The sequence below is a fragment of the Pseudomonas sp. LF-5 genome, assembly GCF_037626295.1.
GTDB lineage: Bacteria > Pseudomonadota > Gammaproteobacteria > Pseudomonadales > Pseudomonadaceae > Aquipseudomonas > Aquipseudomonas monsensis.
This window is the reverse complement of sequence record NZ_JARKMT010000004.1, coordinates 356,208-376,504: the sequence shown is the minus strand read 5'-3', so window position 1 is coordinate 376,504 and position 20,297 is coordinate 356,208. Positions and strand designations below refer to the sequence as shown.

Sequence of the window (20,297 nt, the reverse complement as noted above, 5' to 3'; positions counted from 1 at the left end):
AAGGAACTGAACATGTCGCGTCCCCTGAAAGTCGTCGCCCTCTCCGGCGGCACCTGGCGTCCGTCCCGTACCCTGGTGCTGACCCAGGCGCTGCTCGCCGAACTGGCCGGACATTTGTCGATCGAGAGTCATCTGATCGAACTCGGCGACATCGCCCGTCCGCTCGGCGGCGCCCTTTCGCGTCAGGAGTTGAGCGCCGAAGTCGAGGCCGAACTGCGCGCCATCGAACAGGCCGACCTGTTGATTGTTGCTGCGCCGGTTTATCGCGGGTCCTACCCGGGTCTGCTCAAGCATCTGTTCGACCTGATCGACCTCAACGCACTGATCGACACCCCCGTCCTGTTAGCCGCCACCGGTGGCAGCGAACGCCATGCGCTGGTGCTCGATCACCAGTTGCGCCCGCTGTTCAGCTTCTTCCAGGCAGTCACCCTGCCGATCGGCGTTTATGCCACCGAGGCCGATTTTGTCGATTACCAGATCACCAGCGAACCGCTGAAGGCGCGTATCCGTCTCGCCGCCGAACGCGCCGCGCCGCTGTTCGCCACACAAATCAAACCGTTGCTGAAGATCGCTTAAGGAGCTGTTCATGGATGTTTTCTGGTTCCTGCCGACCCACGGTGACGGCCATTATCTGGGCACGACACAAGGCGCCCGCCCGGTCACCCTCAATTATCTGAAACAAGTGGCCCAGGCCGCTGACAGCATCGGCTATCACGGCGTGTTGATTCCCACCGGGCGCTCCTGCGAAGACTCGTGGGTGATCGCGTCGGCGCTGGTGCCTTTGACCGAACGCCTGCGCTATCTGGTGGCGATCCGACCGGGGATCATTTCACCCACTGTCTCGGCGCGCATGGCGGCAACGCTGGACCGACTGTCCAACGGCCGCCTGTTGATCAACGTCGTGACCGGTGGCGACCCGGATGAGAACCGTGGTGACGGCAGTTTCCTCAGTCACAGCGAACGCTATGAAGTCACTGACGAATTCCTGCAGATCTGGCGCCGGGTGTTGCAAGGTGAGGCGGTGGATTTCGAGGGCAAGCACCTGAAGGTGCAGAACGCCAAAGCGCTGTATCCGCCGGTGCAGAAACCTTACCCGCCGCTGTACTTCGGCGGTTCGTCCGACGCGGCCCATGACCTGGCCGCCGAACAGGTCGATGTCTACCTGACCTGGGGTGAACCACCCGCCGCCGTCGCGGAAAAACTCGCTGATGTGCGCGAACGCGCCGCGCGGCACGGACGCAAGGTCAAGTTCGGCATTCGCCTGCATGTGATCGTGCGCGAGACCGCCGAAGAGGCGTGGAAAGCCGCGGACAAGCTGATTGAACACATCAGTGACGAAACCATTGAAGCCGCGCAGAAATCCTTCTCGCGTTTCGACTCCGAGGGTCAGCGGCGCATGGCGGCGTTGCACGATGGCCGTCGCGACAACCTCGAAATCGCGCCAAACCTGTGGGCCGGTGTCGGTCTGGTGCGCGGCGGTGCCGGTACCGCGCTGGTCGGCGATCCGCAACAAGTGGCGACGCGGATCAAGGAATACGCGGACCTGGGCATCGAGAGTTTTATCTTTTCCGGTTATCCGCACCTGGAAGAGGCTTACCGTTTTGCCGAACTGGTGTTCCCACTGTTGCCGGAACCTTACGCGAGCCTGGCCGGGCGCGGCGTGACCAACCTCACCGGGCCGTTTGGCGAAATGATCGCCAATGATGTGCTGCCCACCAAGTCCTGACCCGCGCCCACAGAGGGACTGCAATCGATTTCGAGGAACACCGTGTGACTGCCAAACCGCAAAGTACCCTGCTTTCCCCACTTCAGACCGCCCGCCAACTGGCCGCCGAATTTGCCCTGACAGCCGTCGAGCGCGACGAACGTGGAGGCACGCCGAAAGCTGAGCGCGATGCCCTGCGCGACAGTGGCCTGCTGGCCCTGAGCATTCCCGTTCGCTACGGCGGCCTCGGCGCGAGCTGGAGCGAAACCCTGCAGATTGTGCGCGAGTTCGCCAAGGTCGACAGCTCCATCGCCCACGTCTTCGGCTTTCATCACTTGATGCTCGCCACCGTGCGCCTGTTTTCCCGCCCGGAACAATGGCAACCCTGGTTCGAACAGACGGCGCGACAGAACTGGTTCTGGGGCAATGCGCTCAATCCCCTCGACACCCGCACCGTGGTCAAGGATCTCGGCGGCTGGCGCGAGTTTTCCGGGAAGAAAAGCTTCTGCTCCGGCGCCAGCGACTCGCAGATGCTGATCGCCTCGGCGGTGGATGAAAACGCCGGCGGCAAGTTGCTGATCGCAGCGATCCCCAGCGGGCGCAGTGGCATCACCCTGCACGACGACTGGAACAACATCGGCCAGCGCCAGACCGACAGCGGCAGCGCCACGTTCGAACGGGTGCGGGTCGAGGAGTCGGAATTGCTCCTCGATCCCGGCCCGCTGAGCACACCGTTCGCCTGCCTGCGGCCGTTGATCGCGCAACTGACCTTCACCCACATGTTTCTCGGCATCGCCGAAGGCGCTTTCGAGGAAGCGCGGCAATACACCCTCAAGGAAACCCGGCTGTGGCACAAATCGTCGGCCCGCGATGTGCGCGAAGATCCTTACGTGCTCGCCCATTACGGCGAATTCTGGGTCGCCCTGGAAGGCATCCGCCTGCTGGTCGAGCGCGCCGCGGCATTGCTCGATGCCGCGTGGGCCAAGGGTGCGAGCCTCAGCGCTGAAGAGCGCGGCCATGTCGCCACCGCGATTGCCACGGCCAAAGTCGCGGCCAGCCGCCAGGGCCTGGAGATCTGCAGCCGTCTGTTCGAGGTGACCGGCGCACGTTCCACCCATGCCTCGCTGCGCCTCGACCGCCACTGGCGCAACCTGCGTACGCAAACCCTGCACGACCCGCTGGATTACAAACTCCACGAGTTGGGCGACTGGGCGCTGAACCAGTCCCTGCCAGTGCCGACGTTCTATTCCTGATCCTGCCTCCATAAGGACGCGCCCATGCAACTGCTGACCCTACCGCCCTCACCCGCCCTGGCGACGTCGATTCGCGCTACCGCGCAGGTGTTCGAAGACCCGAAATCCCAGGCATTGCTCGCGCACCTGCAACAGGTCGCGCCGAGCGAGGCCAGCGTGCTGATCATCGGCGAGACCGGCACCGGCAAGGAATTGGTGGCGCGGCATATTCATAACCTGAGCCATCGCCGTCATCGTCCATTCATCGCCGTCAATTGCGGAGCGTTTTCCGAATCGCTGGTGGAAGCCGAATTGTTCGGTCACGAAAAAGGCGCGTTCACCGGCGCCCTGAGCGCCAAGGCCGGGTGGTTCGAGGAAGCTGATGGCGGCACCTTGTTCCTTGACGAAATCGGCGATCTGCCGATGGCGATTCAGGTGAAGTTGTTGCGCGTGTTGCAGGAGCGCGAGGTGGTGCGCCTCGGTTCGCGCAAGAGCATTCCCATCGACGTGCGGGTGCTGGCGGCCACCAACGTGCAACTGGAGAAGGCCATTAATGCCGGCAACTTTCGCGAAGATCTGTATTACCGGCTCAATGTGGTCAATCTGGAACTGAGTCCGTTGCGCGAACGGCCCGGCGATATCCTGCCGCTGACCCGGCATTTCATCGAGGCCTACAGCCAGCGTCTGGGTTACGGCCGCGTCAATATCAGCCCCGGCGCCGAGCAAAAACTGCGCGCCTACGGCTGGCCGGGCAACATCCGCGAGCTGGAAAACGTCATCCATCACACCTTGTTGATCTGCCGCAACGGCGTGATCGAGCGTGATGATCTGCGCCTGTCAAACCTGCGCATCGAGCGACCGGACGATCACCACAGCAGTGCCGACGATTCACCGGAAGCCTTGCTGGAACAAGCCTTTGAAAAACTCTTCGCGCAACAGGCCGGTGCGTTGCACGAAAAAGTCGAAGACGCCTTGCTGCGCGCCGCTTATCGCTTCTGCCATTACAACCAGGTGCATACGGCGGCGCTGCTCGGTCTGAGCCGCAACGTCACGCGCACGCGCCTGATCAAGATCGGTGAACTGGCGGTGAACAAGCGGCGACATTGCGAGAACCTGCAAGGTGAGCGTTTGATCCAGTTGTCGATCTAGCCGACCAGGTTGCAGTGCAGCGCATCGTCGTGACTGCGGGCAATGCTGCTCAGCACCTGGAAGGAGTTGAACGTGATGGTCCGCGCGTGATGGGCGTGGATCAGTTGCCAGAAGTCTTGCTCGCCGCTTTCGAAACTGCGAAACGCGGCCTCTCCCGCCTCACGACTCTGCCATTGCAGAAAGCTCAGCACACGCCGGCCATCGTCGCTGGCCTGCACACTGGCGCTGACGAAACCGTCGTAACGCTGGGCCAGGCGTTCGGTCTGCACCGACAGCGCGCTGACCAGAGCCGGTTGCTGACGGGGTTCGATTTCAAATTCGATCAATTGGGTAAAGCTGCGGTTTTTCATGGAAAGCCCCCACTCGGCGTTAGACGAATCTTGCGACTCGAAGGCCTGCAGGGTAAAACCTCTAGTTAAGTCAAGGTCAAGAGCATTTTGCAATGATCACCAAGGAAAACGTACACAAGCCGCTCACCGTCGGCGAAGTCGCGGCCCGCAGCGGCGTCGCGGTCACGGCCCTGCACTTTTATGAATCGAAGGGACTGATCAAGAGCCAGCGCAATGCCGGCAATCAGCGGCGGTATCCACGGGCGGTGTTGCGGCGGGTGGCATTGATCAAAGTCGCCCAGCGTCTGGGCATCCCCCTGGCGGAGATTGGCGAGGCGCTGAAGCGGCTCCCGGAGGATCGCGCCCCGACGGCGGCGGACTGGAAGGTTTTGTCCGAGCAATGGCGACAGGAACTGGATGAGCGGATCAACCAACTGACCCTGCTGCGCGACCGGCTCACCGGTTGCATCGGCTGTGGGTGTCTGTCGATGGAGGCGTGTCCGCTGCGCAATCAGGGCGATGTGCTGGGGGAACAGGGGCCGGGGGCGCATTTTCCCGTCGAGCCTTAATCGTTCGTTGTGGCGAGGGAGCTTGCCACAAGGTCAACGTGAGCGTGGCCTTGCGGGTGCTGCTCGTCGGTTGAAAATCCTGGCCGTCAGGACAGTTCTATAGTGATTCTTCCGGAAAACCGGTGAAGCCCATTTATAGAACAACAATCAGGGAGAACGTCATGAGCGTCAAACCCATTCCCGAGGGGTATCACAGCATTACCCCGTATCTCGGCATCCATAAGGCCACCGAAGCCATCGACTTCTACAAGAAAGCCTTCGGTGCCACCGAAGTCATGCGTCTGGACATGCCCGACGGCCGAATCGGCCATGCGGAGCTGCGCATCGGCGACAGCGCGATCATGCTCGGTACGCCTTGCGATCAGGGGCCGTTGAGCGGCCCGGACAACGCGGTGTCGGTCGGTTTGCATCTGTATGTCACCGACGTCGACAAATCATTTCAACGGGCACTCGACGCCGGGGCGACGACGGTGTCCGAGGTCAAGGATCAGTTTTACGGGGATCGCAGCGGGACGTTGAAGGATCCCTATGGGCACCTGTGGTTTCTCGCTTCGCGCAAGGAAGATCTGACCGAAGCGCAGATTCGGCAGCGGGCGCTGGAGATGTTTCAGCAAGCCTGAGTTTGTTCGGCGCCAGCAATGGCCTCTTCGCGGGCAAGCCCGCTTCCACAAGGGAACGCATTCCAAATGTGGGAGCGGGCTTGCCCGCGAAGAGGCCGGCACACGCACCACACATCACACTTCATGAACCGCCACACCACGCTTCCCGTATTGCCCCCAGCGCCACACCCTTTCAGGATGCATCCAACAAGAACCCTGAAAAAGGATCAGCCCGATGTTTGCCGGATTTCTCAAGGACCAGCGCCACATCAACGGCGTCGACATTGCCTGCCGCGTCGGCGGCAGCGGACCGGGCCTGTTGCTGCTGCACGGTCACCCGCAAACCCACGTGATCTGGCACAAGATTGCCGAGCAACTGGCCGAACACTTCACCGTGGTCGCCGCCGATCTGCGCGGCTATGGCGACAGCGCTCGCCCCGCCGCCGATGAGCTGCACCGCAATTACTCGAAACGCGAAATGGCCCGCGACAATGTCGAGTTGATGCAAGCGCTGGGCTTCGAGCGGTTTTCGATACTCGCCCACGACCGGGGCGCGCGGGTCGCCCACCGCCTGGCCCTCGATCACCCGCATGCCGTGCAGCGCATGATGCTGCTCGATATCGCGCCGACCCTGTCGATGTACACGCAGACCAACGAAGCATTTGCCCGCGCCTACTGGCACTGGTTCTTCCTGATCCGCCCGGCGCCATTGCCGGAAACCCTGATCGAAGCCGATCCCGAGGCTTATCTGCGCAGCGTGATGGGCAGCCGCAGTGCCGGGCTCAAGCCGTTCACCGACGAGGCTTTCGCGGAATATCGACGCTGTCTGCAACAACCGGGCAGTGCCCGCGGCATCTGCGAAGACTATCGCGCCAGCGCCGACATCGACTTGCAGCACGACCGCGCCGACATCGCCGCCGGACACCACCTGAAGTTGCCGCTGCGCGTGTTGTGGGGCGCCGAAGGCACCGTCGGGCGTTGCTTTGATCCGCTCAAGGAATGGCAGCAGGTGGCAGCCAACGTCAGCGGCCAGGCATTGCCCGCCGGCCACTACCTCGCCGAAGAAGTCCCGGAACTGTTGCTCGCCGAAGCGCTGACCTTTTTGCGCTGACCGCCGCTTCGCCCTGACCTGAACCGTTTCCTGCCACGGGCCTCGACTGGCCCGTGCGGGATCGTCATGCCCGAAATCCGTCTCGAGATAATAACAATGACTATTCGAAAACTACTGGGAACCCTTTATGTACAGGTGATCGTCGCCATCGCCCTCGGCGTGCTGATCGGCCATTACTGGCCGCAGGCCGGAGTCGAACTCAAGCCGCTGGGTGACGGTTTCATCAAACTGATCAAGATGATCATCGGCCCGATCATCTTCTGCACGGTGGTCTCCGGCATCACCAGCATGCACGACGTGAAACAGGTCGGCCGGGTCGGCGGCAAAGCGTTGCTGTACTTCGAAGTGGTGTCGAGCCTCGCCCTGGTGATCGGCATCCTTGCCGCGCATCTGCTGCATCCCGGCGCCGGTTTCAACATTGACGTGAAGACCCTCGATTCCTCGGCGATTGCCGGTTTTGTCGGTCAGGCCGAGCACGGCGAGGGCATCACCGGGTTTCTCCTGCATGTGATCCCGACGACGTTTTTCGACGCGTTCTCCAAGGGAGAAATTCTCCCGGTGCTGTTCGTTTCGGTGCTGTTTGGCGTGGCGCTGGTGATGGTCGGTGAAAAGGGCCGGCCGCTGGTGGGCATCATCAATCAGGCCAGTGAAGTGTTCTTCCGCATTGTCGGCATGATTGCCCGGGTGGCACCGATTGGCGCGTTCGGCGCGATTGCCTTCACCATTGGCAAGTATGGGGTCGGCTCGCTGCTGCCGTTGTTGAAGCTGATCGGCACGTTCTACCTGACCGCGTTTATCTTCGTGGCCTGCGTGCTCGGCGCGATCGCGCGGTACGCCGGATTCAGCATTTTCAAACTGCTCGGCTATATAAAGGCTGAACTGCTGATCGTGCTCGGCACCAGCTCCTCCGAATCAGCGTTGCCACAACTGATCCAGAAACTGGAAAGCCTGGGCGCCTCGAAAGGCGTGGTCGGCATCGTGGTGCCGACCGGTTACACCTTCAACCTGGATGGCACCAACATCTATATGACCCTGGCGGTGTTGTTCCTTGCCCAGGCGACCAATATCGACTTGTCGCTGGAACAGCAGCTGACCTTGTTGGCGGTGGCCATGCTCACCTCCAAAGGTGCGGGCGCCGTGGTCGGTGCCGGATTTGTCGCGCTGGCGGCGAGCCTGGCCGTGGTGCCGACCGTGCCGGTGGCGGCAATGGTGCTGATCCTCGGCGTCGACCGTTTCATGGCCGAATGCCGTTCACTGACCAACATCATTGGCAACGCGGTTGCTGCATTGGTCATCGCCGCGTGGGAGGGTGAACTGGATCGCGACAAACTCGCGCCCATCGCCCTCAAGTCCGGCCGTCATGCCCGTGCCGCCAAAGCCAGAGTTGCCACCGAGTAATCGCCGCCAACGGCAATGCTATTCTGGCGGCTTGTGCCGCCAGTGTTCGTTTTTGACATGTCCCAGAAGAAAGACACCGTGCCCCTGCCCGAAGACCTGCGTGTGCTGCTCACCGTGATCCGCCAGAACGGCTTCGCCGCCGCGGCCGATGAGTTGGGCCTGTCACCGGCCTACGTCAGCAAACGCATCCAGATTCTCGAAACCACCCTCGGCACTCGCCTGCTGCACCGCACCAGTCGTCGTGTCTCACTGACCGAGGACGGCGAACGGGTGCAGCGCTGGGCGTTGCGCATTCTCGATGACTTTCAGCAACTGCACGACGAGCTGTCCGACGCGCACGACAGCCCACGTGGGCGTTTACACATCTGCAGCAGTTTCGGTTTCGGGCGCAATCACGTGGCACCGGCGGTGTCGTTGCTGGCGGAACGTTATCCGCACCTGGAAATTCGCCTCGACCTGTTCGACCGGGTGGTGGACATCATCAACGAAGGCTTCGACCTGGAGATCCGCGTTGGCGATGACATTCCCGGCCAGCACCTCGGCCGGCGTCTGGCCAGTAACCGGCGGGTGCTGTGCGCCGCCCCCGGTTATCTGCAACGTCGCGGCACACCGCAGACCCTGGATGAACTGCAACAGCACGATTGCCTGGTGATCAAGGAGCGCGACAACGCCTTCGGCATCTGGAATCTGGATCGCGATGGCGGACAAGAGAGCGTGCGGGTCAGTGGGCCATTGTCGTCAAACAACGGCGAGATTGTCTTGCAATGGGCGCTGGACGGACGCGGGGTGTTGCTGCGCTCACTGTGGGATGTGAAACCGCTGCTGGCGCAAGGGCGGCTGGTGCAGGTGCTGGAGGACTACAGCCAGAGCGCGAACGTCTGGGCGGTGTACCCGACGCGGCTGGCGCATTCGGGAAAATTGCGCGCGTGCGTAGAGTTCTTGCAGGAACATTTCAAAGGGTTATCGCTGTAGCCCCGACACCACAACCCTCCCTGTAGGAGTGAGCCTGCTCGCGATAGCGATGGATCAGTCAGGACCGTTGTACCTGACACACCGCCATCGCGAGCAGGCTCACGCCTACAAGGGATATCAGGAAAGCCAAGGGTTGTTGGCCAGGTGCTGGCGTTCGAAATCTTTGATCTGTTCGCGGCGTTGCAAGGTGCTGCCGATGGCGTCCAGCCCCAGCAGCAGCGCGGTTTTGCGCAAACTGTCGATCTGGAACCCGATCACGCTGCCATCCGCCAGGGCAATGTGTTGCGCCTCCAGATCAATGCTGATCCGCGCCGTTTCAGGCTGACCGACAAGCGCTCCGATCCGCTGTACCTGCGCGCCGTCCAGGGTAATCAACAACACCCCGTTGCGCTGGCAGTTATCAAAAAAGATCCCGGCAAAACTGCTGCCGATCAGCGCGCGAATGCCCATTTGCTGCAAGCCCCACACCGCGTGTTCACGGCTGGAGCCACAGCCGAAGTTAGGACCGACCACCAGGAAACTCGCACCCTGCCACGCAGGCTGGTTCAGCACGAATGCGGGATCGGGCGTGCCATCCGGCCGGAATCGCAGGTCGAAAAACAATCCGCGATCCAGCCCCTGACGGTCGATGCCTTTGAGAAACTGCTTGGGCATGATTACGTCGGTGTCGACGTTGGCCGCCAGCAATGGCGCGGCCTGGCCGCTGACGTGGGTGAAGGGTTGCAGGCTCATGGGCGTTCTCCAAAGTGGCGGATGTCGGTGAGACGACCGCGGATCGCGGCGGCGGCGACCATCGCCGGGCTCATCAGGTGGGTACGCGCACCGGCACCCTGGCGGCCTTCGAAATTGCGGTTGGTGCTGGAAGCACAGCGGTCGCCGGGGGCGAGCACGTCATCGTTCATCGCCAGGCACATCGAACAACCGGACTGACGCCATTCGAACCCCGCGTCGATAAAGATCTGCGCCAGGCCTTCAGCTTCGGCCTGGGCGCGCACCTCACTGGAGCCGGGCACGATCATCGCCCGCACATGCCCGGCCACTTGCTGACCACGCACAACACTGGCGGCATCGCGCAGGTCTTCGATCCGGGCGTTGGTGCATGAGCCAATAAAAGCGTGGCTGATGACGATATCGCTCAGCGCCATGCCCGGTTCCAGGCCCATATAGTTGAGGGCGCGGCGCATGTCCTGACGCAGGATCGGATCGCTGACGGTTTGCGGATCGGGCACTCGCGCGCCCATCGGGGCAACCTGGTCCGGACTGGTGCCCCAAGTGACCATCGGTTCCAGTTCACGGGCATCGAGGTGGATTTCCCGGTCAAACAGCGCCCCGGGATCACTGCGCAATTCGCGCCACGTCTTCAGGCCTTGTTCCCACAGCTCACCTTGCGGCGCACGTGGTTTGCCTTTGAGATAAGCGAACACTTTCTCATCCGGGGCCATAAAAGCGCCGCGGGCGCCGGCCTCGACCGCCATGTTGCAGATGGTCATGCGGGCTTCGACGCTCAGGGCATCAATGGTCGCCCCGCAGAATTCGATGGCGTAACCGGTGGCCCCGGACGCGCCGATCCGGCCGATCAGCGCCATGATCAGGTCTTTCGACGTCAGGCCCGGTGCCAGCTCGCCATCGACGGTCACTCGCAGGCTTTTCAGGCGTTTATAGACCAGGGTCTGCGAGGCCAGCAGGTGCTCGATCTCGGAGGTGCCGATGCCGAAACCGAATGCACCCAGCGCGCCGTAGGTCGTGGTGTGGCTGTCGCCAGCGGCAATGACCATGCCCGGCAGGATGAAACCCTGCTCCGGGGCGATCACATGTTCGATGCCCTGGCGCTTGTCGAGGATGTCGAGCAGTTCGATCCCGAAGTCACGGCAGTTTTCCGCCAGATACGACACCTGCCGCGCCCCGCCGGCATCGGGCATTGCGGCGATCCGCAGCGGCGCTGTCGGGTTGACGTGATCGACCACCGCCAGCGCCGTGCCCGGCCGCCAGACCGTGCGGCCGGCAGCCCGCAAACCGCTGAAGGCCTGCGGGCTGGTGTATTCGTTGATCACCTGCCGGTCGATATAGAGCAGCACGTGGCCCTGATCGTCGAGGCGGCACACCGTGTGCGAGTCGATATGTTTGTCGTAGAGGGTTCTGGGGGTCATCAAAGCGCTCACTCAAGGAAACCGTGTGGTTTCCATCATAGGGAGCGGGGGCTGGCCATCAATCGGCGGACAGTGATGGCGCAGATCATGAATCGTGTTCAATCCCGGCCTCGAACGCCCCTTGTGGGAGGGCATCGAGCGAACTGCGAAACATTTACTTTCATATCCTCTATCGGGATTTGCCTTGCTCATCCGTCCTATAGAGATGCAGGCCGTTCGCGTAGGCAAAAGCCACGACCGGTCTTTCGGGGAATGCCGTGCTGCGAAGCCCGTAGCCACGCGCCCTTTCACCGCTATCAAGACGCGCAATCATGTCGAAGAAATCCCGCTCCAAACTGTGGTTCCTGGTGCATAGCTGGCTGGCGTTACCGATCTGGTTTTTTGTGTTGATCGTCTGTGTCACCGGCACATTGGCGGTGGTCAGTCAGGAAATCGTTTGGCTGGCCAACCCGCAAATGCGCGCCAGCCCGCCGTCGGACGACGCCCCACGGCTCAGTTACGACGAGGTTCTGGCGGCGATCAAAACCGCCGAACCGCAAACCCTGGTGCAAAGCATCAGCCGGCCGGACGAGTCGCACTTTGCCCTGGACGTTGAAGTCAGCTACCCCGACGGGCGCTCGCTGACGGTCTACGTCAATCCGTACACCGGGGTGATCCAGGGCACCGCGCCCAGCTTCGATTTCAAAGCCTTCACCCGCGCCCTGCATGGCTGGTGGCTGGTGCCGTTCACCAACGGCTACAGCTGGGGCTGGTACCTGGTGTCGTTCCTCGGCGTGCCGATGCTGGTGTCGTTGATCACCGGCCTGGTGGTCTACAAAAAATTCTGGAAAGGCTTCCTGCGCCCGACCCTGCGGGTGCGCCATGGCGCCCGGATCTTCTGGGGCGACTTCCATCGCTTGTGTGGTATCTGGTCGATCTGGTTCATCGCAGTAATCTCCATCACCGGCATCTGGTTCCTGATTCGCGCGATTCTGTTCGACAACCAGATTTCCATCTCCAGCGAGCCGATCATTCCGGCGATGTCCCGTGAGAGCGTGCCGATTTCCGCGGCCGGCACACCGCCGCCACGGATCAGCCTGGACCGGGCCGTCGAAATCGCCCAGCAGAAGATTCCCGGGCTGGAAGCCAGTTTCGTCAGCCTGCCGGGCAATGCCTACAGCCACATGAGCGTCGGTGGACGCGGCTGGTATCCGCTGATGTTCCAGACCGCCACGCTCAACCCGTACAACGGCGACATGGCCGCTTCACGGTTGCTCTCCGATCGTTCCTCGCTGGAGTTCGTCACCGAGTCGATGCGCCCGCTGCACACCGGTGACTTCGGCGGTATCTGGATCAAGCTGATCTGGTTCTTCTTCGGCCTGCTGCTGAGCCTGATGGTACTCAGCGGCCTGCTGATCTGGACCAAGCGCACCGCCCTGGCCACGGCCAACGCGCTCAAGCGCGAGGACAAGAAAAACCGCATCAAGGCGCAACCGGTCATGAGCCGTGAACCTTCGGAGGCCAGCCTGTGAGCAAGTCCAAGGCGACCACGCCACCTTCGCCCCTGTCACGCTTGTGGCGCAAATGGCGTTTCCACATCAATGTCCTGCTGTTGTTGATCCCGCTGGGCTTCATGCCCAAGTACTTCGCCGACGCCTCGCTGTTTCGCGGCGACAGCGGTCTCGGGCAACGGGAAATCGGCGAAATCCAGGTCGGTCCGTGGAGCCTGCGCCTGGCCGAACTGCGCAACGAAGCGCCGGTACTCACTGGCCCGGCCGGCTACATGAAGAACTTCAGCGCTGCGCTCTGCGACACCTGCATCGAGCAGGTCAAGGCCACCTACCTGCGCATCGGCAAGCCACGCAGCCTGCGCGCCGCCGGCACCATTTTCTTCGGCACCCCCTACCGCATGGGCACGCAAATGCCGATCCCGGAAAAGACCCGTCCCGACGCCGAACTGTGGATCACCATGGAAGGCTGGGACGGCAGCATGCATCAGGCCTCGATCCCATTGAGCCAGGCCTCCCCCGCCACGCTGGCCTGGCTGAACAAACAAGGAGCCAAACCATGACCCGCTCTCAACGCTCTCTGCGCCTGCGGTTGAGTGCCGCCCTGCTGGTGCTCGGCGCCGGTTTCAGTACCGGCGCCATGGCGCATAACCCGATGTGCGAGTGCAAAGCCATCGACGCTGAGCAGATCAGATGCACCGGCGGTTTTTCCGACGGCAGCGGTGCGCCAGGGGTGACCCTCGATGTGATCGGTTATGACGAGACCATTCTGGTACCGGGCAAACTGGGTGCCGATTCGACCCTGACCTTCAAGAAGCCCGGTGCCGAATTCTACGTGCTGTTCGACGCGGGCCCCGGCCACGTGGTCGAGATCGACCAAGCCGATATCGAGGCCCCATGACGAAGCCAACCATACACATCGTGCGCCCGGCCGGCGCCGGGCATGAAACCCTCAATGTGCTGCTGTTGTGCCTGCTGATTCTGGCGATTGCCGGTTCGGTGGTGGCGTGGCGCGGGGTGGACCATGAGCCGGAGCCGGTCGCCAGCAACCAGCTGGACGCCCGCCGCGATCTCAGCGCCGCCGAGCAAGGCATCTATGCCGACCTGCGGGTGACGCTGGACGAAATTCGCCTGCTGCGCGAAGAACAGCACACCCTGCCGACTCCGCAAAATCTTGCCGATGAAGGATTCGCGCCGTTTGCCCAGGATGCCAGTTCGGTCAGTCGCGGCGGCCACGCCTGGCAATTGCTGGCGGACAGCGCCTATTTCGGCCATAGCCAGACGCCTGCCGTCGCCGGTTCGTTCGTGATGCTGCCCGGCGCCGACGCGCAGGCCGCGCCGGACATCTGGCTCAACCGTGACGTGGCCGTGCAAACCCCGAAACAGCTGGACGCCGCCGCCCTGTCCGCTGCCGGCTGGAAACAGATCGTCGCGCAATTCGATGCCGGGGTTACCCGCGAACATCGCCATTGATCCTTCGCCCGCATTCGAGAGAAGACCGTTTGCCCATGTCTATTTCATCCCCTCGCCGTCCGTTGTTGCGTCTGTTTCTGGCAGGCCTTTGCGCCTGCCTGCTGAGCCCGCTGGTCAGCGCCGATCCGGCCAAGCGCCTGCGCATCGGCATCACCCTGCACCCTTATTACAGCTACGTGGCGAACATCGTCGGCGACAAGGCCGACGTGGTGCCGCTGATTCCCGCCGGCTTCAACCCGCACGCCTACGAGCCTCGGGCCGAAGACATCAAACGCATCAGCGGACTGGACGTGATCGTGCTCAACGGGGTCGGCCATGACGACTTCGCCGACCGCATGATCGCCGCCAGTGAAACGCCGAACATCAAGACCATCGAAGCCAACGAAAACGTGCCGCTGCTGGCCGCCACCGGCACCGCCGCGCGCGGGGCCGGCAAAGTGGTGAATCCGCACACGTTCCTGTCGATCAGCGCGTCCATTGCCCAGGTCAACAACATCGCCCGCGAACTGGGCAAGCTCGACCCGGACAACGCCAAGACTTACACCCAGAACGCCCGCGCCTACGGTAAACGCCTGCGGCAGATGCGCGCCGACGCACTGGCCAAACTGACCCAGGCGCCGAACGCCGAACTGCGCGTGGCCACGGTGCACGCGGCTTACGACTACCTGCTGCGCGAGTTTGGTCTGGAAGTGACCGCCGTGGTCGAACCGGCTCACGGCATCGAGCCGAGTCCGAGCCAATTGAAAAAGACCATCGATCAACTGCGCGAACTCGACGTGAAAGTGATCTTCTCGGAGATGGACTTCCCGTCGACGTACGTCGAAACCATCCAGCGTGAGTCCGGCGTCAAGCTGTACCCGCTGTCGCACATTTCCTATGGCGAATACACCGCCGACAAATACGAAAAGGAAATGACCGGCAACCTCAACACCGTGGTACGGGCGATTCAGGAGTCCGGCGCATGACTTCCAAAGAAAACCTGATCGCCGACAACACCGAAACCCCGGTGGGAGCGACGGTGCGACGATTCGACTTGCTCGCGAAGGCGCCGGATCTGCCGACATCATTGTTGAATGACACACCGCATTCGCGGGCAAGTCGAATCGTCGCACCGTCGCTCCCACAGGTTTCGGGGCCGACGCTGGAATTTGCGCAGGTCAGTCTGACGCTCGGCCGCACAACCATTCTCGACAACGTCAGCTTCCAGGTGCAGCCCGGCAGCGTGCACGCACTGGTGGGCCCCAACGGCGGCGGCAAGAGTTCGCTGATCAAGACCTTGCTCGGGCAGATGCCGCATCAGGGCCAGCTCAGCCTGCAATGGCCCGGCGCGCCCGGCACCATCGGTTACGTGCCACAAGCATTGGAGTTCGATCGCGGCTTGCCAATGACGGTCGACGATTTCATGGCCGCCATGTGCCAGCGTCGCCCGGCGTTTCTCGGTTTGAGCAAGCGCTACGCCGGCGCCATCGGTGAAGCGCTGGAACGCGTCGGCATGCAGGACAAACGCAAACGCCGCATGGGCGCCTTGTCCGGTGGCGAACGGCAGCGCGTGCTTCTCGCCCAGGGTTTGATCCCGGCGCCGCAATTGCTGGTCCTCGATGAGCCGATGTCGGCCCTCGATGAAGCCGGGATTCAGGTGTTCGAACGCCTGCTCGCAGACTGGCGTGCCGCAGGCATTACCGTGTTGTGGATCGAGCATGACCTGGAAGCCGTTGGCCGTCTGGCCAATCGCGTCACCGGTCTCAACCGTCGCGTGCTGTTCGACGCCACGCCGCAACAGGCACTGACCCCGGAACGCCTGCTGACCTTGTTCTCGACCCATCCACGGAGTGCTGCCTGATGAGTTACGAAGCCTTCCGTTTGATGGTCCAGGGTTGGGCCTCGTCCGGTTATCTGCCGGAAGCATTGGCCTACGGTTTTGTCGTCAATGCGCTGCTTGCCGGGCTGTTGATCGGTCCGGTACTCGGCGGCCTTGGCACGCTGGTGGTGGTCAAGCGCTTCGCGTTTTTCTCTGAAGCGGTCGGCCACGCGGCGCTGACCGGCGTGGCCATCGGCATTCTGCTTGGCGAACCCTACACCGGGCCGTACGGCAGCCTGTTCGGTTACTGCCTGTTGTTCGGCATCCTGCTCAACTACCTGCGCAACCGCACGGGTCTGGCGCCGGACACCTTGATCGGCGTGTTCCTCTCGGTATCGCTGGCCCTGGGGGCGAGCCTGCTGCTGATTCTGGCGGGCAAGATCAACGTGCACATTCTGGAAAACGTGCTGTTCGGCTCGGTACTGACGGTCAATGGCAATGATCTGGCGGTGCTGGCCATCGTCGGTTCGCTGGTCATGGCCCTGGCGCTGCCGCTGTACAACCGCATCATGCTCGCCAGTTTCAACCCGCAACTGGCGGCGGTACGTGGCGTGGCCGTGAAGACCCTGGATTATCTGTTCGTGATTCTGGTGACGCTGATCACCGTCGCCGCAGTGAAAGTGATCGGCGCGATTCTGGTCGGCGCCCTGCTGGTGATTCCCGCCGCCGCTGCGCGGTTGCTCAGCCAGTCGCTGAAAGGCTTTTTCGGGTGCTCGGTAGTGATCGCCACGGTCAGCACCTTGTGCGGGATTCTGGCGCCGATCGTGTTCGATCTGCCGATTCCGTCCGGCGCCGCGATCATTCTGGTCGCCGGCATTGCCTTCGCCCTCGCCGCCATCGCGCGCGGGGTTGTCCCGAGTCTGAAAGGGAACCTTGGATAAATGACTTTTTCACTGCGAAAACTGACCCTGGCCATCACGCTGTGCGGTGTGGTCGGCACACCGTTGCTGGCGGCCGAAAACGCCAAGCCCCTGCGCGTGCTGGCCTCGCTGCCGATCACTTACGGCTTGGGTGAAGTGCTGCTCAAAGGCACTGACGTCAACCTTGAACGTGCGGCGCCGGCAAATCTGCCGGGCAGTCGGCAGACCGCGTACTTCACCGGTCGTGGTGCTCCGGCGCTGGGCAAACTGGCGACCGATGCCGATGCCGTGATCGGCGTGCGCTCGCTGTGGGCCGATGATCCGCTGTACCCGATCGCTCGGCGCAGCAATATCCGCATCGTTGAAGTCGACGCCGCGCGCCCGGTGGACGGCGCCCTGCCCGGCATTGCCGTGCAACCGGGCCTGAAGGTTGATGGCCTGAACAGTCAGCCCTGGCTGGCGAGCAATAACATGGGGCGCATGGCCGACGTGATGGCGGCGGACCTGGTGCGCCTGGCCCCTAGCGCCAAGCCTGCCATCGAGGCGAATCTGGCGGCATTGAAACAGCGTCTGCTGAAACTCAGTGCCGACAGCGAGGCGCGTCTGGCCAGCGCTGACAATCTGAGCGTGATGAGCCTCAGCGATCACTTCGGTTATCTGATCGGCAGCCTCAATCTGGAGCTGATCGGCCAGGATCCTCGACCGGATGCGGAGTGGACGGCAGAGGATCTGAAGAAACTCACGACAACGCTCAAGGACAACGATGTCGCGGTGGTGCTGCATCATCGCCAGCCTTCGGAGTCAGTGAAAGCGGCGATTGCCGAATCGGGTAGTCGTCTGGTGGTGTTGAGCACCGATGCGGCGGATCCGGTGGCGGAGCTTGAGGGCAATGTAAATTTGCTGCTCAAAGGTCTGAGCGGGGCTTAGTTTCAGCCGAAACCGCGTTACCGTTCATCGCTAGTCTGCTAGCGATAGGGCCTGCCCAGCCAACACAAATCCGGGCATGAAAAAACCCGCTGACCGTCTCCGGTTCAGCGGGTTTCTTTTTGCCCGGCAGCTTATTGCGCGGCAACCTGCGCTTCCATTTTCTGCCGCAGGCTCAGTGGGCGCATATCGGTCCAGACCTCTTCGATGTAGGCCAGGCATTCCTTTTTCAGGCCGCTCTTGCCCACGGTGCGCCAGCCTTGCGGCACGGCTTTGTAGTCCGGCCAGATCGAGTACTGCTCTTCGTGGTTGACCACGACCTGAAAGAGGATGTCCTCGCGGTCGAATACTGACGTCATGCTGGTTCTCCATCGTTGTAAGGTGGGCTGCACCACAGGTGCAGCCGGGTATGTAGAAAGAACGTGCGGCGCGGCAAAAAATTTACAGCGCAGCGGTGGCAGCGGCTAACGCGCGACCGAAGATCTCGGCGACGCGATCAATTTCGGTGGCAGTGATCACCAGCGGCGGCAGGAAGCGCACCACCGCGCCGTGACGACCGCCCAGTTCGAGGATCAGGCCGCGTTTGAGGCACTCGCGCTGCACCAGCGGCGCCAGGCGAGCGAAGGCCGGTGGATGACCGAGCGCGTCCACCGGGCCACTCGGATCGACCAGTTCAACCCCGAGCATCAGGCCCCGCCCACGGATATCGCCCAGTTGCGGGAAGTCGCGCTGCAGAATGCGCAGATGCTCGCTGAGGCGTGCGCCCATGGCTTCGGCGTGCTCGCACACCTTGTGTTCGACCAGATAACGCATCACCGCAGAACCGGCGGCCATCGCCATCTGGTTGCCACGGAACGTGCCGGCGTGGGCGCCCGGCTGCCAGGTATCGAGCCAGTCGCGGTAGACCACCACCGCCAGCGGCAGGCTGCCACCGATGGCTTTGGACAGCACCACCACGTCTGGGGTGATGCCGGCATGTTCAAAGGCGAACATCTTGCCGGTGCGAGCAAACCCGCTCTGGATCTCGTCGATGATCAACGCCACGCCGGCCTTCTCGGTGATACGGCGCAAACCGCGCAGCCACTCGATGTCCGCCGGGATCACACCGCCCTCGCCCTGCACCGCTTCGACAATCACCGCCGCCGGCAACTGCACGCCGGCCTCCGGATCGTTGAGCAGGTTTTCCAGGTAGCTCAGGTTGGCGTTGACACCGGCAGCGCCACCGAGGCCGAACGGGCAGCGGTAGTCGTAAGGGAACGGCATGAATTGCACGCCGTTACTGAGCAAGGCGCCCAACGGTTTTTTCGGCCCCAGGCTGCCCATCAGGCTCAACGCCCCCTGACTCATGCCGTGGTAACCGCCAGAGAACGACAGCACGGTGCTGCGCCCGGTCGCGGTGCGCACCAGTTTCAGCGCGGCTTCCACGGCATCGGTGCCGGTCGGGCCGCAGAACTGGATTTTCGCCTGCGCTGCCAGCGCCGGCGGCAGCAGACCGAACAGATCCTGCACGAACTGATCCTTGACCGGCGTGGTCAGGTCGAGGGTGTGCAGCGGCAACTCATCGGCCAGCACTTGCTGGATCGCCTCGATCACCACCGGGTGGTTATGCCCCAGTGCCAACGTGCCGGCACCGGCCAGGCAGTCAATGAAGCTGCGTCCTTCGACATCTTCGACGTACAGGCCCTTGGCACGCTTGAGCGCCAGGGGAATGCGCCGTGGATAACTGCGCGCATTGGATTCCTGCTGGCTTTGGCGAGCGAGCAACGGTGATTCATGGAACTGGTACAACGTTTCGGCCGGCGCCGAGGCGACCCGGGCCGATGACTGTTCGATAAGGCTGGTGGCGACTGACATCTCTCGACCCCTCAATACGCTATGGATAGTGACCAAAACAGCACACTGGACAGGTGCGCGTTCCGGTCGCGGAGCGCACATGCAGGTTTTCCTGTTCTGGAAACGCTTAAGCGTCCCGAGGATTTAGGCCCTTGATCGTTTGTCAGGCGCAGGCGGGAAACGACCGGACCATGGGCAGAGTCTGCAAACCTTCATGGGTCAAGGGCGGCGCCGCTTGGCGATAGCCCAGGTGTCGATAGAACGCCTCGCCGGTACGGGTGCTGTTGAGACTGACCCGCTGCACCCCGCGCAGGCGCAACCAGCCTTGAAGATCATCCATCAGCGCCCGCCCGACGCCACGGCGGAAGCACTCCGGCTGCACGTAGCACAGGGTGATGTCGCCACTGGCCAGCGCCATGCCGACTCCCACCGGTTTGTCCTGCAACAGGGCGAGGTTGAGGTAGAAACGTGCATCGGCGAGCCACGTACAGAGGTGTCCGGCGGACTGCTGGCGGACCCAGGCATCGACTTGCCGGGGATTGTTGCGGTGATCGAGTGCACAACCGATGCGGATCGAACGCTCGATGATGCGGCTGATAATGCCGGTGTCGGCCAGGGTGGCCGGACGAATACAGATGGGTGCTTCCATGG

23 protein-coding genes are annotated in these 20,297 nt (G+C 62.5%); 17 read left to right on the top strand and 6 right to left on the bottom strand.

Annotated elements, in window-relative coordinates:
* The first annotated feature begins 12 nt into the window (after positions 1-12).
* From msuE to PseuLF5_RS16500, 4 genes are read left to right on the top strand one after another with little or no spacing between them, the layout of a single operon-like run.
* Entirely contained in the window at positions 13-576 is a 564-nt protein-coding gene (gene msuE, locus PseuLF5_RS16515) for an FMN reductase (RefSeq protein ID WP_267804523.1), read from the top strand.
* Positions 577-586: 10 nt separating this feature from the next.
* Positions 587-1,726 carry an FMNH2-dependent alkanesulfonate monooxygenase gene (gene ssuD, locus PseuLF5_RS16510; RefSeq protein WP_340134035.1) on the top strand — a complete coding sequence of 380 codons (1,140 nt, stop codon included), beginning with the start codon at positions 587-589 and terminating at the stop codon, positions 1,724-1,726.
* A 44-nt stretch (positions 1,727-1,770) separates the two neighbouring features.
* A complete protein-coding gene (locus PseuLF5_RS16505; protein ID WP_222832387.1) occupies positions 1,771-2,958 on the top strand; it encodes an acyl-CoA dehydrogenase family protein in 1,188 nt (395 codons plus the stop codon).
* A 24-nt stretch (positions 2,959-2,982) separates the two neighbouring features.
* On the top strand, positions 2,983-4,086 hold the full coding sequence (locus PseuLF5_RS16500; RefSeq protein WP_340134034.1) for a sigma-54 interaction domain-containing protein: 1,104 nt from the start codon (positions 2,983-2,985) through the stop codon (positions 4,084-4,086).
* On the opposite strand, the gene PseuLF5_RS16495 is transcribed toward PseuLF5_RS16500, so the two are convergent.
* Complete coding sequence (locus tag PseuLF5_RS16495; RefSeq protein WP_123466389.1) at positions 4,083-4,436, bottom strand: antibiotic biosynthesis monooxygenase; 354 nt, start codon at positions 4,434-4,436, stop codon at positions 4,083-4,085. The two genes, PseuLF5_RS16500 and PseuLF5_RS16495, sit on opposite strands and share 4 nt — an antisense overlap.
* 92 nt (positions 4,437-4,528) lie before the next feature.
* Here PseuLF5_RS16495 and soxR point away from each other — a divergent pair, with 92 nt between their 5' ends.
* From soxR to PseuLF5_RS16470, 5 genes are all read left to right on the top strand, one after another.
* Entirely contained in the window at positions 4,529-4,984 is a 456-nt protein-coding gene (gene soxR / locus PseuLF5_RS16490) for a redox-sensitive transcriptional activator SoxR (RefSeq protein WP_123466391.1), read from the top strand.
* A 161-nt stretch (positions 4,985-5,145) separates the two neighbouring features.
* Entirely contained in the window at positions 5,146-5,604 is a 459-nt protein-coding gene (locus tag PseuLF5_RS16485) for a VOC family protein (RefSeq protein ID WP_128615842.1), read from the top strand.
* Between the two features lie 214 nt (positions 5,605-5,818).
* Positions 5,819-6,694, top strand: coding sequence for an alpha/beta fold hydrolase (locus PseuLF5_RS16480; RefSeq protein WP_340134032.1), 876 nt, complete (start codon positions 5,819-5,821; stop codon positions 6,692-6,694).
* A 96-nt stretch (positions 6,695-6,790) separates the two neighbouring features.
* A complete protein-coding gene (locus tag PseuLF5_RS16475; protein WP_340134030.1) occupies positions 6,791-8,092 on the top strand; it encodes a dicarboxylate/amino acid:cation symporter in 1,302 nt (433 codons plus the stop codon).
* 57 nt (positions 8,093-8,149) lie between these two features.
* Positions 8,150-9,064 (top strand): LysR substrate-binding domain-containing protein, encoded by a 915-nt coding sequence (locus PseuLF5_RS16470; protein ID WP_185015805.1) that lies wholly within the window; start codon positions 8,150-8,152, stop codon positions 9,062-9,064.
* Between the two features lie 117 nt (positions 9,065-9,181).
* Here the strand turns inward: PseuLF5_RS16470 and leuD are convergent, their stop codons facing one another.
* Both leuD and leuC read right to left on the bottom strand, forming a co-directional pair.
* Positions 9,182-9,796 (bottom strand): 3-isopropylmalate dehydratase small subunit, encoded by a 615-nt coding sequence (gene leuD / locus PseuLF5_RS16465; RefSeq protein ID WP_267804519.1) that lies wholly within the window; start codon positions 9,794-9,796, stop codon positions 9,182-9,184.
* Positions 9,793-11,211 carry a 3-isopropylmalate dehydratase large subunit gene (leuC, locus tag PseuLF5_RS16460; protein ID WP_340134029.1) on the bottom strand — a complete coding sequence of 473 codons (1,419 nt, stop codon included), beginning with the start codon at positions 11,209-11,211 and terminating at the stop codon, positions 9,793-9,795. Before leuC ends, leuD begins: the two co-directional genes overlap by 4 nt.
* 311 nt (positions 11,212-11,522) lie before the next feature.
* On the opposite strand from leuC, the gene PseuLF5_RS16455 reads away from it, so the two are divergent.
* The 8 genes from PseuLF5_RS16455 to PseuLF5_RS16420 are packed head-to-tail and all read left to right on the top strand — an operon-like array spanning position 11,523 to position 17,816.
* The gene (locus PseuLF5_RS16455) at positions 11,523-12,722 is read left to right on the top strand and encodes a PepSY-associated TM helix domain-containing protein (RefSeq protein ID WP_186746380.1); all 1,200 of its coding nucleotides are present in this window, start codon (positions 11,523-11,525) and stop codon (positions 12,720-12,722) included.
* Positions 12,719-13,261 (top strand): thiamine pyrophosphate-binding protein, encoded by a 543-nt coding sequence (locus PseuLF5_RS16450; protein ID WP_340134028.1) that lies wholly within the window; start codon positions 12,719-12,721, stop codon positions 13,259-13,261. The genes PseuLF5_RS16455 and PseuLF5_RS16450 overlap by 4 nt, the downstream gene beginning before the upstream one ends.
* The gene (locus PseuLF5_RS16445; RefSeq protein WP_340134027.1) at positions 13,258-13,599 is read left to right on the top strand and encodes a hypothetical protein; all 342 of its coding nucleotides are present in this window, start codon (positions 13,258-13,260) and stop codon (positions 13,597-13,599) included. The genes PseuLF5_RS16450 and PseuLF5_RS16445 overlap by 4 nt, the downstream gene beginning before the upstream one ends.
* On the top strand, positions 13,596-14,171 hold the full coding sequence (locus PseuLF5_RS16440) for a DUF6162 family protein (RefSeq protein WP_186746386.1): 576 nt from the start codon (positions 13,596-13,598) through the stop codon (positions 14,169-14,171). The genes PseuLF5_RS16445 and PseuLF5_RS16440 overlap by 4 nt, the downstream gene beginning before the upstream one ends.
* A 35-nt stretch (positions 14,172-14,206) precedes the next feature.
* Positions 14,207-15,136, top strand: coding sequence for a metal ABC transporter substrate-binding protein (locus PseuLF5_RS16435; protein WP_222832381.1), 930 nt, complete (start codon positions 14,207-14,209; stop codon positions 15,134-15,136).
* Complete coding sequence (locus PseuLF5_RS16430) at positions 15,133-16,011, top strand: metal ABC transporter ATP-binding protein (protein ID WP_340134025.1); 879 nt, start codon at positions 15,133-15,135, stop codon at positions 16,009-16,011. The genes PseuLF5_RS16435 and PseuLF5_RS16430 overlap by 4 nt, the downstream gene beginning before the upstream one ends.
* Complete coding sequence (locus tag PseuLF5_RS16425) at positions 16,011-16,910, top strand: metal ABC transporter permease (protein ID WP_123467302.1); 900 nt, start codon at positions 16,011-16,013, stop codon at positions 16,908-16,910. The genes PseuLF5_RS16430 and PseuLF5_RS16425 overlap by 1 nt, the downstream gene beginning before the upstream one ends.
* Positions 16,911-17,816 carry a metal ABC transporter substrate-binding protein gene (locus PseuLF5_RS16420; protein WP_340134023.1) on the top strand — a complete coding sequence of 302 codons (906 nt, stop codon included), beginning with the start codon at positions 16,911-16,913 and terminating at the stop codon, positions 17,814-17,816.
* 131 nt (positions 17,817-17,947) lie between these two features.
* Here the strand turns inward: PseuLF5_RS16420 and PseuLF5_RS16415 are convergent, their stop codons facing one another.
* The 3 genes from PseuLF5_RS16415 to PseuLF5_RS16405 all read right to left on the bottom strand — a co-directional run bounded on the left by PseuLF5_RS16415 (position 17,948) and on the right by PseuLF5_RS16405 (position 20,295).
* Positions 17,948-18,172 carry an MbtH family protein gene (locus PseuLF5_RS16415; protein WP_123466418.1) on the bottom strand — a complete coding sequence of 75 codons (225 nt, stop codon included), beginning with the start codon at positions 18,170-18,172 and terminating at the stop codon, positions 17,948-17,950.
* An 82-nt stretch (positions 18,173-18,254) separates the two neighbouring features.
* Positions 18,255-19,667 carry an aspartate aminotransferase family protein gene (locus tag PseuLF5_RS16410; protein WP_340134022.1) on the bottom strand — a complete coding sequence of 471 codons (1,413 nt, stop codon included), beginning with the start codon at positions 19,665-19,667 and terminating at the stop codon, positions 18,255-18,257.
* A 142-nt stretch (positions 19,668-19,809) separates the two neighbouring features.
* Positions 19,810-20,295, bottom strand: a complete 486-nt coding sequence (locus PseuLF5_RS16405) for a GNAT family N-acetyltransferase (protein ID WP_186746401.1) — start codon at positions 20,293-20,295, stop codon at positions 19,810-19,812.
* Positions 20,296-20,297 lie beyond the last annotated feature (2 nt).

Bases quoted from the DNA above. Each gene is read 5' to 3' on its own strand.
- msuE (WP_267804523.1), top strand. From the start codon at position 13: ATGTCGCGTCCCCTGAAAGTCGTCGCCCTCTCCGGCGGCACCTGGCGT.
- ssuD (WP_340134035.1), top strand. From the start codon at position 587: ATGGATGTTTTCTGGTTCCTGCCGACCCACGGTGACGGCCATTATCTG.
- PseuLF5_RS16500 (WP_340134034.1), top strand. From the start codon at position 2,983: ATGCAACTGCTGACCCTACCGCCCTCACCCGCCCTGGCGACGTCGATT.
- PseuLF5_RS16495 (WP_123466389.1), bottom strand. From the start codon at position 4,436: ATGAAAAACCGCAGCTTTACCCAATTGATCGAATTTGAAATCGAACCC.
- soxR (WP_123466391.1), top strand. From the start codon at position 4,529: ATGATCACCAAGGAAAACGTACACAAGCCGCTCACCGTCGGCGAAGTC.
- PseuLF5_RS16485 (WP_128615842.1), top strand. From the start codon at position 5,146: ATGAGCGTCAAACCCATTCCCGAGGGGTATCACAGCATTACCCCGTAT.
- PseuLF5_RS16480 (WP_340134032.1), top strand. From the start codon at position 5,819: ATGTTTGCCGGATTTCTCAAGGACCAGCGCCACATCAACGGCGTCGAC.
- PseuLF5_RS16475 (WP_340134030.1), top strand. From the start codon at position 6,791: ATGACTATTCGAAAACTACTGGGAACCCTTTATGTACAGGTGATCGTC.
- PseuLF5_RS16470 (WP_185015805.1), top strand. From the start codon at position 8,150: ATGTCCCAGAAGAAAGACACCGTGCCCCTGCCCGAAGACCTGCGTGTG.
- leuD (WP_267804519.1), bottom strand. From the start codon at position 9,796: ATGAGCCTGCAACCCTTCACCCACGTCAGCGGCCAGGCCGCGCCATTG.
- leuC (WP_340134029.1), bottom strand. From the start codon at position 11,211: ATGACCCCCAGAACCCTCTACGACAAACATATCGACTCGCACACGGTG.
- PseuLF5_RS16455 (WP_186746380.1), top strand. From the start codon at position 11,523: ATGTCGAAGAAATCCCGCTCCAAACTGTGGTTCCTGGTGCATAGCTGG.
- PseuLF5_RS16445 (WP_340134027.1), top strand. From the start codon at position 13,258: ATGACCCGCTCTCAACGCTCTCTGCGCCTGCGGTTGAGTGCCGCCCTG.
- PseuLF5_RS16440 (WP_186746386.1), top strand. From the start codon at position 13,596: ATGACGAAGCCAACCATACACATCGTGCGCCCGGCCGGCGCCGGGCAT.
- PseuLF5_RS16435 (WP_222832381.1), top strand. From the start codon at position 14,207: ATGTCTATTTCATCCCCTCGCCGTCCGTTGTTGCGTCTGTTTCTGGCA.
- PseuLF5_RS16430 (WP_340134025.1), top strand. From the start codon at position 15,133: ATGACTTCCAAAGAAAACCTGATCGCCGACAACACCGAAACCCCGGTG.
- PseuLF5_RS16425 (WP_123467302.1), top strand. From the start codon at position 16,011: ATGAGTTACGAAGCCTTCCGTTTGATGGTCCAGGGTTGGGCCTCGTCC.
- PseuLF5_RS16420 (WP_340134023.1), top strand. From the start codon at position 16,911: ATGACTTTTTCACTGCGAAAACTGACCCTGGCCATCACGCTGTGCGGT.
- PseuLF5_RS16415 (WP_123466418.1), bottom strand. From the start codon at position 18,172: ATGACGTCAGTATTCGACCGCGAGGACATCCTCTTTCAGGTCGTGGTC.
- PseuLF5_RS16410 (WP_340134022.1), bottom strand. From the start codon at position 19,667: ATGTCAGTCGCCACCAGCCTTATCGAACAGTCATCGGCCCGGGTCGCC.
- PseuLF5_RS16405 (WP_186746401.1), bottom strand. From the start codon at position 20,295: ATGGAAGCACCCATCTGTATTCGTCCGGCCACCCTGGCCGACACCGGC.